Origin of the sequence: Bifidobacterium sp. UBA4282, from assembly GCF_002394995.1 — a bacterium.
GTDB lineage: Bacteria > Actinomycetota > Actinomycetes > Actinomycetales > Bifidobacteriaceae > Bifidobacterium > Bifidobacterium pullorum_B.
The window spans coordinates 12310-24673 of record NZ_DGVO01000042.1 but is presented as its reverse complement, the minus strand read 5'-3'; the positions used below and the strand labels follow the sequence as shown (position 1 = coordinate 24673).

Here is a 12364-nt window from a genome sequence, read left to right as displayed (position 1 = left end):
GTCCAACAAACGGGGCGCAGTTCATTGTCGGGGGCACGTCGCGGGGGCGGGACGACCGCGGAATCCACGCGCCATCGCGGGCCGACCATGACGCGCCGGCCGTCCAGTACGTCGTCAGCGTAATCGCCAACCGGGTGGTTCCACGTAGACTGGAACCACCCATACCATCGAGGGAAAGGAAACGTTATGGCATTGACTTTTGTGGTTCCCGGTCTGGATGAGGCCGCTTCGGAGAAGGCCATCGCGATCCTGCAGAACCGGCTCAGCCAGGAGCAGGAGGCCGCGCTGGTGCTCAAGCATGCGCACTGGAACGTGACCGGACCGAACTTCATCGCCGTGCACGAGATGCTCGATCCGCAGGTCGAGGCCGTGCTCGGCATGGCCGACGAGACGGCCGAGCGCATTGCCACGATGGGCGGCGCACCGGACGGCAGCGCCGACGCGATCACCCGCAACCGCACGTGGAAGCCGTTCGATCTGGAAGGCCGCCATTCTACGGAGGAGTATCTGCAGGCGCTGATCGAATACTATGACGCCATGATCGTCGACGACCGCAAGGCAATCGCCGAGCTTGACGAACTGGATCTGGTCAGCTCGAACATCATGCAGGACCATGTGCAGGAGCTGGAGAAGTTCCAGTGGTTCATGCGCAGCCATCTGGCCTGACCGGTTCCCGCATATACACAGAACGCGAATCGCACACCGCCGGAGGGTGTTCCGCAATCCATGCGGAGACGCCCTCCGGCGGCTTCGTATCGACCTACCCCGCCGTATAGCGATTGAGCTCGCGGCGCAGACGACGCCAATCCGGTAGATACCGCGTCATACGGCGTTGGAACTCCGCCCCGTGCCCGTTGGCCCACAGATGCGTCATCTCATGGACGAGCACATATTCGAGATACTGGGGCGGCAGCAGGCCCAGCTGCAGATTCAACCGGATGCGACCGGTCCGCGGCGTGCAGGATCCCCAACGGGTCGTCATCGCACGCAATGTGATATGCGTCGGACGTTTGCCGATGACTGCGGACCAGTGTTCTACCAAGGCCGGCAGCCGCGCGTCGATCGCCGACGCGGCGCGATTCCGGCGCTCCGGCGTCCACCACGATGCGGCATCGTGGATGAAACCGGCCGGCTCCCCGCCGTGCGACGCGCCGTCCGCAGCCGTGTCCGCCAGACGTTGCCGAGCCTCCCGTATGCGCTGCTGCTGTGCCAGTATCCATGACCGACGTTCACGTGCGAACCGTTCTATCTGCCCGTCGGTCATCTGCAGCGGTGCGGAGACCACGATATCGCCCTGCGGCGGCTTGATGCGCAGATACATGTTCTTGATGGGTTTGCGCGTTACCTGAAGCACCAAACCGTCAACAACCAGCACCTCGGGTCTGGACGATCGGCTTCGGGCCGTGGCACGGTATGACATGCCTTCCATTGTTCCGCATGCCCACGTCACCCACTGCGACACGCCGGTTGACAAATTACGGCGAACTGGTAAGCTGTCTTTTTGTGCGCGAAAGCGTGCGATAACTTTGGGCCCGTAGCTCAGGTGGTTAGAGCGCATCCCTGATAAGGATGAGGTCGGAGGTTCAAGTCCTCCCGGGCCCACTTCAGAACAGGAAAGCGGCTTTTACGGCCGCCTTTTTTGTACTGGATCGGGGCATTAGCGCAGCTGGTAGCGCATCTGCTTTGCAAGCAGAGGGTCACCGGTTCGAGTCCGGTATGCTCCACTTCCAAAACCCGCGGAACTGATGTGGTTCCGCGGGTTCTTCATATCACGCCGAAATGCCGTGTCGTCATGTCCACGCGACAACACGGCATCCTAGCGGACGCTACGCGCACGTGTTGTCGCAACTGTACGACAACACGACATCCAAGCGGGCGCGTCAGAAGTCCCAGTCGTCGTCATCGGTTTCGACGGCCTTGCCCATGACGTACGAGCTGCCGGAACCGGAGAAGAAGTCGTGGTTCTCGTCGGCGTTCGGGGATAGGGCGGCCAGAATCGCCGGGTTCACATCGCAGATCTCGGCGGGGAACAGCGCCGGATAGCCCAGGTTCATCAGTGCCTTGTTGCCGTTGTACCGCAGGAACTTCTCCACATCCTCGGTCAGACCCACGCCGTCGTACAGCGACCGCGTGTACTCCACCTCGTTGTCGTACAGCTCGTTGAGCAGGTCGTACGTGTACTCCTCCATCACCGCACGCTCCGCATCGGAGACCGCCGCCAGACCCTTCTGGTACTTGTAGCCGATGTAGTACCCGTGCACGGCCTCGTCTCGGATGATCAGGCGGATCACGTCGGCCGTGTTGGTCAGCTTGGCATGCGCCGAGAAGTACATCGGCAGGTAGAACCCCGAGTAGAACAGGAACGATTCGAGCAGCGTGGAGGCCACCTTGCGCTTGAGCGGGTTGTCGCCCTCGTAGTAGTCCAGCACGATCTGCGCCTTGCGCTGCAGGTGTTCGTTGCTCTCGCTCCATGCGAACGCCTCGTCGATTTCGGCGGTCGAGCACAGCGTCGAGAAGATCGACGAATACGACTTGGCGTGCACCGACTCCATGAACGCGATATTCGTGTACACAGCCTCCTCGTGCGGCGTCAGCGCGTCCGGGATCAGCGACACGGCGCCGACCGTGCCTTGGATGGTGTCCAGCAGCGTCAGACCGGTGAACACGCGCATCGTCAGCGTGTGTTCGGCCTCGCGCATCTGCTGCCAGACCGGGATGTCGTTGGATACCGGAACCTTCTCCGGCAGCCAGAAGTTGCCGGTGAGCCGGTCCCAGACCTCAAGGTCCTTCTCGTCTTCCAGACGGTTCCAGTTGATGGCGGTGACGCGGTCGATGAGCTTGAGCGGCTGGCGGGGGATGGAGATGGGTGCCATGGTATGCTCCTGGTTCTTTCTACTGTGCGGTGGGTGGTGGGGTGTGCGCGGTGTGCGATGGGGGGAGGGGAGGCGCGGCGTTACAGCATGCAGCTGACGCAGCCGGCGACCTCGGTGCCTTCGAGCGCCTGCTGGCGGATGCGGATGTAGTACAGGGTTTTGATGCCCTTGCGCCAGGCGTAGATCTGCGCCTGGTTGAGGTCGCGCGTGGTGGCCGTGTCCGGGAAGAACAGCGTCAGGCTGAGTCCCTGGTCCACATGCTGCGTGGCTTCGGCGTAGGTGTCCACGATGGCGCGCCAGCCGATCTCGTAGGCGTCGCGGAAGTATTCGAGGTTCTCGTTGGTCATGTATGCGGCCGGGTAGTAGACGCGCCCGATCTTGCCCTCCTTGCGGATCTCGATCTTCGAGGCGATCGGATGGATCGAGCTGGTGGCGTGGTTGATGTAGCTGATCGATCCGGTCGGGGGCACGGCCTGCAGATACTGGTTGTAGATGCCGTCACGCAGGATCGCGTCACGCAGCTCCGCCCAGTCACGCGCCGTGGGGATATGGATGCCGCGATCGGCGAACAGCTGCCGGACGCGTTCGGTGCGCGGCTCCAGCGACCGACGGCCATCGGTGTACTTGTCGAAGTAGTTGCCTTCGCCGGCCGGCTTGGCGTAGTCCGACGTGGGGAACGAGGCGAACGCGCGCCCGCGCTCCACGGCCAGGGCGTGCGATGCCCGGTAGGCGTGGTAGGCCACGGTCATGAAATACATGTCGGTGAAGTCCAACGCCTCCTCGCTGCCGTACTGGATGCGTTCGCGGGCCAGGAACCCGTGCAGGTTCATCTGCCCCAGACCGATCGCATGCCCTTCCTCGTTGGCGCGCAGCACCGACGGCACGCAAGCCATCGAGGTCTGTTCGGGCACGGCGGTCAACGCGCGGATCGCGGTGCGCACGGTGGCGCCCAGGCCGGCGTCCATCGTCTTGGCGATGTTCAGCGAGCCGAGATTGCAGGACACATCGCGCCCGACGTACTCGTAGCTCAGATCCTCGCGGAACGTGCTCGGCTCCTGCACCTGCAGGATCTCCGAACACAGGTTGGACATCACCACGCGCCCCTCGATCGGGTTCGCCCGGTTGACCGTGTCCTCGAATACCAGGTAGGGGTAGCCGGATTCGAACTGCAGCTCGGCCAGCGTCATGAAGAACTGCCGGGCGTCGATCCAGGTCTTGCGGATGCGCTCGTCGGCCACCATGCGATCGTATTCCTCGGTCACGCTGATGTCGGCGAACGGCTTGCCGTACACCCGTTCCACATCGTAGGGGCTGAACAGCGCCATCCGTTCCTTGCGCTTGGCCAGTTCGAACGTGATGTCCGGCACCACCACGCCCAACGCCAGCGACTTGATGCGGATCTTCTCGTCGGCGTTCTCGCGCTTGGTGTCCAGGAAACGCAGGATGTCCGGGTGGTGCGCGTTGAGGTACACCGCGCCCGCCCCCTGCCGCGCGCCCAACTGGTTGGCGTACGAGAACGAGTCCTCCAACAGTTTCATCACCGGCACCACGCCGCTGGACTGGTGTTCGATCTGCTTGATCGGGGCGCCCAGCTCGCGCAGGTTGCTCAGCAGCAGCGCCACGCCGCCGCCCCGCTTGCTCAGCTGGAGCGCGGCGTTGATGCCGCGCGAGATCGACTCCATGTTGTCCTCGATGCGGATCAGGAAGCAGCTGACCGGTTCGCCCCGCTGCGCCTTTCCCAGGTTCAGGAACGTCGGGGTGGCGGGCTGGAAGCGGCCCGCGATGATCTCGTCGGCCACACGCGTGGCCATCTGCTCGTCACCGGCGGCCAGCGCCAACGCCACGGCGGCCGCACGCTGCGGAAAATCCTCCAGGTATCGGGTGCCGTCGAAGGTCTTCAGCGCGTACGACGCATAGAATTTGAATGCGCCGAGGAACGTACCGAATTCGAAGCCCGACGATTCCACGTGCGCATAGAAGCGGTCCAGGAACTCGGGAGAGTAGCGGTCGAACACCGCACCGTCGTAGTAGTTGTTGCGGATCAGGTAGTCCAGCCGCTGCCGGGTGGTGGGGAACGCGATGGTGTTCTCCGCCACATGACCGGTCACGTATTCGCGCTCGGCGGCCTTGTCCTTGTCGAACTGGATGCGTCCCTGCGCATCGTACAGGTTGAGCATGGCGTTGAGCGCGTGATAGTCGTGCGACGGGTCGTAGGCAGTGTCCGCCGGCGGTACCGTGCCGTTCGTGGTGGTCATGAGTGGTTGCCTTTCGTGAGGAAATCGATGACGCCCTGTCGGACCTTGTCCGCGTCTCCGGGCAGGCCCATCAGTTCGAAGCGGTAGAGGAACGGGACGCCGCATTTGGCGGCGATGATGGTTCCGGCGGCGCAGTACGCTTCACCGAAGTTGGTGTTGCCGGAGGCGATGACGCCCCGGATCCATGTCCGGTTGCCGGGGTCGTTCAGGAACCGTTTGACCTGAACGGGCACGGCCTTGCGGGAATCGCCGCCGCCGTAGGTCGGCACCATCAGCACGTAGGGTTCGCGTACGACGAGCGCGGGATCGCCCGCCCTCAGCGGGATGCGGTATACGGCGATGCCGGTGTCCTCGAACCGGCAGCGGGCGACGAATCGTGCGGTGTTCTCGGAGGCGGACGAGAAGTAGACGAGTGCGCTCATGCCGCCACCGCGGCCGCCGTATGGGAGGCGGCATGCGACTCCTCGTCATGCCGCTCAGCCAGGGTACGCAGCAGGTCCGGCCGGTATCCGGTCCACACGCGGTCTCCATCCATGACGACCGGCGCCTGCCGGTACCCGGCCGCACGCAGCATCGCCGACGCCTCGGTATCGACCGTCACGTCGATCTGCCGATAGGGCACACCCATGCGATCGAGCTGACGTTTTGTGGCGTTGCACTGCGGGCAGCGCGGGGTGCTGTAGACGATGACGGTCATGGCGTACTCCTCGGTCTCTTCCGGATCCTGTCGATTGATGTGTCCCCTACGGTACCCCGAAAGCCACGCGACGTCACTACTATTTCTAGTGATACATATCACACTGAACCACCATATCTAGTGGTTATGGGCGTCATTGCCCCAATCCGCCAACCACCTTGACACCCCCGACACGCCCCAGTTCCCCCGTAGCGGACGTAAGACCGATCTGTGCGCAAATACGTTTGGGTGCCGTGAACCGGCCGAGGTCCACGGCACCCAAACGTCATACAGCCGCCGACGGCCGACTACTCCACGTTGGCGTGGTTGGCGTTCGCGTCGGCGTCGGAGACCTCGTCACGACGCGAGATCATCAGGCACAGCGCGTCGAGCGCAATGTGCACCGACTGGTCGAACAGCGAACTCAGCAGCTGGATGGATCCGCCGGCCTCGCCCTTGACACGCCCCGGCACCACGATCACCGCATCGGCCACGTCCGCCAACGGCGACTCGGGCTTCGAGGTGACGGCGATCACCTTGACGCCGAGTTTCTTGGCGGCTTCGGCATCCTCCACGGTGTGCTTGGTCTTTCCCGAGCCCGAGATGGCCACCAGCACGTCGCCTTCGTGCATGGAGGGACAGATGGTTTCCCCCATCATGTAGCTCGTATAGCCGATATGCATCATGCGCATCGCAAATGCACGCGCCTGGAATCCGGACCGGCCCTCGCCGGTGGCGTAGACGCGGTCGTTGCGCCCGATCACGCCCATGGCGTTGACCAGGTCACGCTCGTCCATCTTGGCGATCACGCCGTTGATCTCCTCGGCGATCTGATCCAAAATACGGTTCATCGTATGTCTCCTTAGTGATTACCTGTAGTCCTCTTGACGTTCCGCGGCCTGCCCCGGCCCTACGCCGCCAGCTCCTTGCAGCGGCGGGCTACCGCGGCGATGTCGGCGGCCTTGGTGACGGCCGATCCCATGATCGCGATCTCCACGCCTTCCGCCGCCAACCCGGCCAGCTGGTCGGGCTTGATGCCGCCGGCGACCGCGATGCGACGGATCTGCGGGAACCTCTCGCGGAACGCACGCACCTGCCCGATCGGGTCCGCGGTGGCACCGGAGTCGACCGAGGTGTGCAGGCAGTACACGGCGTCGACGAATCCGCCGATTCGTTCGATACGCGCGTCGTCGCACTCCAACAGGTCGATCATCATCGTGCCGTGGTGGGCGGCCGCGGACGCCGCGCACGCCTCCAACGTGCCCATCGACGCCGACCCCATAACGGTCAGGTACGCAAACCCGCAGTCGTACCCCAGATCGAATTCGTACTTGCCTTCGTCGCAGGTCTTGATGTCGGCGAGCAGCGCCACCTGGCCGCCATAGTCCTCCGTCAGCCGGGTCAGTGCACGCAGGCCGTATTCCTTGGTCAGCGACGTACCGATCTCCACGATGTCGGCGGCATCCGCCACCTGCGCGACGATCGATCGCGCCTGCAGCATGTCGACCCGGTCGATGGCCACCTGCAGCTTCACAGCTCCACCTCCTTGCGCGGCGTGAACGCGATGAACTTCCGCAGCTCCTCCACGGTCGGCAGCCCCTCCGAATCGGAGACGCTGGTGACCTGGATCGCACCGACGGCGTTCGCCCGCTCCAGCAGCGCATCGTCATCCAGCCCTTCAAGCAGACCGGTGATCACGCCGGAGGCGAATCCGTCGCCGGCACCGACGGTGTCGACCACGTCCACCACGAAGCTGGGCACCACAACCTCCGTGCGGCCGCCGTCGGCATTGCGTCCGAACGCCACCGAGCCTGTGTCACCGAGCTTGATGATGACCTTGCCGATGCCCATATCCAGATAGTAGTCGGCGATGTCGCGCGGATCCTGGCGCCCGGAGAACAGCCGGCCTTCGGACAGGCCGGGCAGGAACACGTCGCATTTGGCGGCGAGCCGGTTGGTCGCCTCGATCATCGCCTGCTGGCTCGGCCACAGAGTGGGCCTCGGGTTGGGGTCGAAGAGCACCGTCACACCGTGCGCCTTGGCAGCGTCCACCAGGGCGTTGACGGTCTCGTACGTCTGGTCGGTGAGCGCGGAGAAGATACCGGTGACGTGCAGGATGCGCACGCCGGCGAAGTCCACGTCGTCCACGATGTCCGGCGTGGTCTTCGAAGCGGCGGAACCGGCGCGGAAATAGATCACCTTAGGCTCGCCGTCGCTGGAGCGGACCTTGAGCTGGAAGCCGGTGGCCGCGCCCGAGACGCGGCGGATGGCCGAGGTGTCGATGCCGGTGGCGTTCATGTAGTCGACGATAAGGTCGCCCTGCCAGTCGTCGCCCAACTGCGTGACGTACCCGATGCTGTGCCCCTGACGGCTGACGCCGATGGCGACGTTGAATTCGGCGCCGGCCATCTGCCGGGGCAGCTGCCGTGCTTCGAGATAGGTTTCGGTGGAATCGGCGATGAGGTTCACCATGGGTTCGCCGATAGTCATGACTTCAGGCATGATGCGCTTCTTTCTGACTGATAGTGTTTGGCGTGTCGATTCGGTTTTGGGAAGGCAGCGGGTCAGGCGACCACCTGGCGGACGAGTGCGACCTGTTCGGCGACGCGATCGGCCGGAATCGGGAACTCCAGGAAGACCGGCACGCTCGGGACCAGCTGCGGCAGCATCGCCTGCCAGTCGATGACGCCGTCCTGCAGCATCGTGGTGGACAGCGCGGCCCGATCCGCCGCCCCGTTGACGTTCTTCAGGTGGAAGACGGTGATGTCCGGCAGCAGTTGGGCGAACGCCGCGTCGGCGTCCTCGCCGCGCCAGAACCAGTTGCCCAGGTCGAAGGTGTATCCGATGGCGCCGCCGACCTCACGGATATGGGCGAGCGACGCGGCGGTGCAGGCCAGCGTGCCGTTCTCCGGGGTCTGGTCGTTCTCGATGGTCAGTGTCAGACCGCGTGCGGCGGCGGCATCGTCGATCGCGGCGATCACGGCAGCATCCACGTCCTTGACGTCGCCTTGGTTGAATTTGACGTTCCGGACGCCCATGCGCACCGCCTCATCCAGGAAGCCCTCGAAACCGAGGTTGGCCGCGCCGCCGATGGTCAGAGATTCCGGCACCGAGTAGAACAGATCCAGCCCGTTGGCTTCGGCCGCCTCGCGGATGCGGTCGAATTCCGCATCATCCTTGATGTATTCGCGGCGGACCTCGGCCAGGGTGACGCCGTGTCCCGCGATGGTCGGCAGCAGCGCGGACTGCGCGGTGCCGTTATTGAGTTCCTGCATGTAGACGAGCAGGTTGATGCCGATGGTGGTCATATCAGCTCCTTGATTGACGTTGGTGACGATGTTGACGATGTTGGATACGAATCAGAACAGGGTGAGCGCGGCGAGTCCCATGATCGGGAACGTGCACAGCCAGTAGACCGGCACACCGTTCTTCAGGAAGGTCTTGGGCTCCAGCTCGTTGTATTCCACGGCCCACATGTTCCAGGACTGGGTCACGCAGCTGGAGATGCAGGTCATAGAGGGGACCACGAGCATGGCGAACAGGAACCAGACGTCGAAGATGCCCATGCCCATCAGGATGCCGATGACGGCCGAGCCCGCGCCGTACAGCTCCAGCGGGCCGCGGAACAGGGCGAGCGGCGCCAGGATGCAGACGGCCAGGCCGAGGATCAGCTCGTTGTTCGGCACCACCGAGGTCAGCGCCGGTCCGAAGTCGGCCATGACGGTGACGGCGGTCTGCTGGAAGAACCGCAGCACGAGCAGCATGATGATCAGGCTGCCGATGTCGCCGATGGCGGTTTTGGCGGTGGAGTTGAGCATGTCCACGAAGCCCTTGTAGGTCTTCATATGGCCGGTGCCGAGGAAGGCCAGGATGGAGGCCAGGAACAGGGCGGGGACCGAATCCCACTGGAACAGGATGCTCAGCGCCACAGGCACGATCGGCAGCACGTAGGTCCATACCGGCACCTGCGGGATCTCGCCGGTGCGATCGGCGGGGTTGCCCACCTCGTACGGGGTGCCGTTCTTGATGGCCTTCGAGTTGATCAAGATGAAGATGATGACGGCCACCATCTGGATGACCATGGCGGGGATGCCGAAGCCCAGATAATGGCTGCCCCATTCGACCACCTGGCCGTCGGGGGAGTCGTAGTTCTGGTAGAAGGCCGCGAACTGCGCGAACATCACGCTGTTAATCCACATGGCGGCGCCGATCGACAGGGTGAACACCGGCACGGACACGCGCTTGGGGACGCCCAGATGGCCGAGGATCGGGAACAGGATCACGCCGATGGCGATGGCGGAGCCGACGCCGTAGGCGCTGGTGAAGATCAGACAGGTCACCAAGGCCACGGCGATGGTGGCCAGCACCGGGCTTTTCTCACCGACCTTGGCGGTGCGGTAGGAGATCGAGGCGGCGATGCCGGTATCGACCAGCACACGGCCGAACCATGCGCCGCAGACGATCTGGATGATGGTCGGACCGTACGTCAGGGCCGGTTGCGCGAAGACATCATTGATGATGTCGAACGGCTCGCCGACTCCGAAGGCCACGCCGAGGAAATAGATGGCCAGCCACACGATGGTCAGAATGAAGAACCCCACGGTGAGGTTGCCGCCACGCATGGCATAGAACACGAAGCACGCGAACGATGCGATGAGCAGTATGCCCATGATCCAGATAATCACGTTGCCTCTCCTCTCTACATTGAGTGGAACCGGCAGGCCATTGCCGTTTCCATTGTTACATCCATGTATTGTGTACCGATTTCGTTTATCGGTTACGTTAATCGGTAAACAACATGATATACCCGTCTTGTTTATCGGTTAACTACGGCGTGTCGCAAATCAACAGTTGACAAAGTGACGAAAACCGCCTCGATTCCGCACACTTTCACACAGCATCAATATGTCAACCGTTGAAAAAGTTGCACCAACAGACCGATTTGCGCATACAAGTCAACAGTTGACCGACGAACGGCGGGCGGACCGGCCTGTCATGCGACCGCGCACAAGGACAGGCTCACCGCGTCGAATCGAATATGCACAGCCGCGCAGGAACGTCCACCACGGTGTACGGGGCATCGGAACCGTCATAGACGCGGGCCGTCAGCGTCTCGGCCGCCACCCGCCCCATCTCGATCGGCCGCTGATCCAGGCACGTGATCCCGAACCCGCAGTACCGGGCCCACAGTTCCTCGGCGAACGCGCACAAGCCGATCCTCTCAGGCAACGGCTGCGGCAACGTCCCGAGCAGGTCACGCATCGTCTCCTCATTGTTGGCGAACAGGCACACCCGGTCGCCACGGTAACGTGCCAGCAGCGCCGACATCATCTCACGCAGCTCGTCGACCGTCTCATACACCGAGATCTCACCATGGAACCGCCCGGCCGCAAGGAACGATTCAACAGCCTCACGACGGGCGGTACGCGTGCTGACCCCCTCCGTCGGGCGCGTCACGAACACCACCGCGTCGAACCCTCGACTCTCCAAGTGAGCCATCATCTCGGACACGGCCTGCACATTGGCGGTCTGCACGCCATCGCAGACGGTCGGATGGATGATGCGGTCCAGCAGCACCACCGGCTTATGTGTCTCCTCCAGACAGTAGGAGGACAGCCATTCGTCGTTGCCGCCCACCGTGTTCACGATCAGGCCGTCGACCTGTGCATCCAGAAGCGATTCGATATTGGCCCGCTCCAACGCCCCCTGGTTGTTGGAGTCACTGACCAGCAGCTGCACATCGCGTTCCCGGCACACCTGCTGGATGCCCTTGAGCAGCAGGGAGCTGAACGGGTTGCCGATGTCGGCAATCGTCACGCCGATCATATGGCTCACGGTGGCCTTGAGCCCCTGCGCCATCCGGTTCGGACGGTACCCAAGCTCGTCGATCACCTGGGCTATGCGGGCCTTCGTCTCATCGGACATATACCCGAAGTTCCCGTGCAGATACCGGGAGATCGTGGTCTTCGACACACCCACCGCCGCGGCGACGTCCCCCATGCTGGGCTGTCGATTCGTTTTCGTCCTGCTCATGACTCCCATTGTCCATCATTCCCACGTCATCGCGGAGCATCCCGGGGTAATCGGATGTTGGACAGTCCCGTGGGACTTGCCACCCCACCGCATAGAATATTGCCGTTTGGCAATGACCCAAAGTAGGGAGAGTCTATGTTCACCAACGAATATGTCAAGCGCGTGTATGCCCAAGTGGAGCAGCGCGACGGCGACCAGCCCGAGTTTCTGCAGGCGGTCAGGGAAGTACTCGAAACCCTCGAACCTGTGGTGGCCAGGCACCCCGAGTATGAGGCCAACGCCGTGCTCGAGCGGTTCGTCGAGCCGGAGCGCGTGGTCAAGTTCCGCGTGGTCTGGATGGACGACGAGGGCAAGCCGCAGGTCAACCGCGGTTACCGCGTACAGTTCAACTCCGCTATCGGCCCCTACAAGGGCGGTCTGCGCTTCCACCCGACCGTGACCGAATCGGTGATCAAGTTCCTCGGCTTCGAGCAGATCCTCAAGAACTCGCTGACCACGCTGCCGATGGGCGGCGGCAAGGGCGGCTC

At 63.3% G+C, this 12364-nt stretch carries 13 protein-coding genes and 2 tRNA genes; 4 read left to right on the top strand and 11 right to left on the bottom strand.

Annotation, left to right across the window (positions count from 1 at the left end):
• The first annotated feature begins 186 nt into the window (after positions 1-186).
• Positions 187-666, top strand: coding sequence for a Dps family protein (locus tag B4C31_RS07095; RefSeq protein ID WP_033510258.1), 480 nt, complete (start codon positions 187-189; stop codon positions 664-666).
• Positions 667-760: 94 nt separating this feature from the next.
• Here B4C31_RS07095 and B4C31_RS07090 read toward each other — a convergent pair whose 3' ends face one another.
• Positions 761-1420 carry a M48 family metallopeptidase gene (locus B4C31_RS07090; protein ID WP_422652884.1) on the bottom strand — a complete coding sequence of 220 codons (660 nt, stop codon included), beginning with the start codon at positions 1418-1420 and terminating at the stop codon, positions 761-763.
• Positions 1421-1528: 108 nt separating this feature from the next.
• Here B4C31_RS07090 and B4C31_RS07085 point away from each other — a divergent pair.
• Positions 1529-1602: transfer RNA gene (locus B4C31_RS07085), tRNA-Ile, on the top strand.
• A 49-nt stretch (positions 1603-1651) separates the two neighbouring features.
• Positions 1652-1724, top strand: a tRNA-Ala gene (locus tag B4C31_RS07080).
• A 156-nt stretch (positions 1725-1880) separates the two neighbouring features.
• On the opposite strand, the gene nrdF is transcribed toward B4C31_RS07080, so the two are convergent.
• From nrdF to B4C31_RS07030, 10 genes are all read right to left on the bottom strand, one after another.
• Complete coding sequence (nrdF, locus tag B4C31_RS07075) at positions 1881-2873, bottom strand: class 1b ribonucleoside-diphosphate reductase subunit beta (protein ID WP_291531910.1); 993 nt, start codon at positions 2871-2873, stop codon at positions 1881-1883.
• 80 nt (positions 2874-2953) lie between these two features.
• Positions 2954-5128 carry a class 1b ribonucleoside-diphosphate reductase subunit alpha gene (nrdE, locus tag B4C31_RS07070; protein WP_291531909.1) on the bottom strand — a complete coding sequence of 725 codons (2175 nt, stop codon included), beginning with the start codon at positions 5126-5128 and terminating at the stop codon, positions 2954-2956.
• Positions 5125-5550, bottom strand: a complete 426-nt coding sequence (nrdI, locus tag B4C31_RS07065; RefSeq protein WP_291531908.1) for a class Ib ribonucleoside-diphosphate reductase assembly flavoprotein NrdI — start codon at positions 5548-5550, stop codon at positions 5125-5127. The genes nrdE and nrdI overlap by 4 nt, the downstream gene beginning before the upstream one ends.
• Positions 5547-5825, bottom strand: coding sequence for a glutaredoxin domain-containing protein (locus B4C31_RS07060; protein WP_278814653.1), 279 nt, complete (start codon positions 5823-5825; stop codon positions 5547-5549). Before B4C31_RS07060 ends, nrdI begins: the two co-directional genes overlap by 4 nt.
• A 287-nt stretch (positions 5826-6112) precedes the next feature.
• The gene (gene hxlB, locus B4C31_RS07055; RefSeq protein ID WP_129236603.1) at positions 6113-6655 is read right to left on the bottom strand and encodes a 6-phospho-3-hexuloisomerase; all 543 of its coding nucleotides are present in this window, start codon (positions 6653-6655) and stop codon (positions 6113-6115) included.
• A 59-nt stretch (positions 6656-6714) separates the two neighbouring features.
• A complete protein-coding gene (locus tag B4C31_RS07050) occupies positions 6715-7338 on the bottom strand; it encodes an orotidine 5'-phosphate decarboxylase / HUMPS family protein (RefSeq protein WP_291531907.1) in 624 nt (207 codons plus the stop codon).
• The gene (locus B4C31_RS07045; protein WP_291531906.1) at positions 7335-8306 is read right to left on the bottom strand and encodes a sugar kinase; all 972 of its coding nucleotides are present in this window, start codon (positions 8304-8306) and stop codon (positions 7335-7337) included. The genes B4C31_RS07050 and B4C31_RS07045 overlap by 4 nt, the downstream gene beginning before the upstream one ends.
• Positions 8307-8368: 62 nt before the next feature.
• On the bottom strand, positions 8369-9112 hold the full coding sequence (locus B4C31_RS07040) for a sugar phosphate isomerase/epimerase family protein (RefSeq protein WP_291531905.1): 744 nt from the start codon (positions 9110-9112) through the stop codon (positions 8369-8371).
• A 51-nt stretch (positions 9113-9163) separates the two neighbouring features.
• A complete protein-coding gene (locus B4C31_RS07035; RefSeq protein ID WP_291531904.1) occupies positions 9164-10489 on the bottom strand; it encodes a gluconate:proton symporter in 1326 nt (441 codons plus the stop codon).
• Positions 10490-10823: 334 nt separating this feature from the next.
• Positions 10824-11837, bottom strand: a complete 1014-nt coding sequence (locus B4C31_RS07030; RefSeq protein WP_291531903.1) for a LacI family DNA-binding transcriptional regulator — start codon at positions 11835-11837, stop codon at positions 10824-10826.
• Positions 11838-11972: 135 nt separating this feature from the next.
• On the opposite strand from B4C31_RS07030, the gene B4C31_RS07025 reads away from it, so the two are divergent.
• Positions 11973-12364: Glu/Leu/Phe/Val dehydrogenase dimerization domain-containing protein (locus tag B4C31_RS07025; protein WP_291531902.1), on the top strand; the 392-nt coding region annotated here is incomplete at its 3' end.

What these genes read in the sequence shown, in the direction of transcription:
- B4C31_RS07095 (WP_033510258.1), top strand. Translation starts at nt 187, where the DNA reads ATGGCATTGACTTTTGTGGTTCCCGGTCTGGATGAGGCCGCTTCGGAG.
- B4C31_RS07090 (WP_422652884.1), bottom strand. Translation starts at nt 1,420, where the DNA reads ATGTCATACCGTGCCACGGCCCGAAGCCGATCGTCCAGACCCGAGGTG.
- nrdF (WP_291531910.1), bottom strand. Translation starts at nt 2,873, where the DNA reads ATGGCACCCATCTCCATCCCCCGCCAGCCGCTCAAGCTCATCGACCGC.
- nrdE (WP_291531909.1), bottom strand. Translation starts at nt 5,128, where the DNA reads ATGACCACCACGAACGGCACGGTACCGCCGGCGGACACTGCCTACGAC.
- nrdI (WP_291531908.1), bottom strand. Translation starts at nt 5,550, where the DNA reads ATGAGCGCACTCGTCTACTTCTCGTCCGCCTCCGAGAACACCGCACGA.
- B4C31_RS07060 (WP_278814653.1), bottom strand. Translation starts at nt 5,825, where the DNA reads ATGACCGTCATCGTCTACAGCACCCCGCGCTGCCCGCAGTGCAACGCC.
- hxlB (WP_129236603.1), bottom strand. Translation starts at nt 6,655, where the DNA reads ATGAACCGTATTTTGGATCAGATCGCCGAGGAGATCAACGGCGTGATC.
- B4C31_RS07045 (WP_291531906.1), bottom strand. Translation starts at nt 8,306, where the DNA reads ATGCCTGAAGTCATGACTATCGGCGAACCCATGGTGAACCTCATCGCC.
- B4C31_RS07040 (WP_291531905.1), bottom strand. Translation starts at nt 9,112, where the DNA reads ATGACCACCATCGGCATCAACCTGCTCGTCTACATGCAGGAACTCAAT.
- B4C31_RS07030 (WP_291531903.1), bottom strand. Translation starts at nt 11,837, where the DNA reads ATGAGCAGGACGAAAACGAATCGACAGCCCAGCATGGGGGACGTCGCC.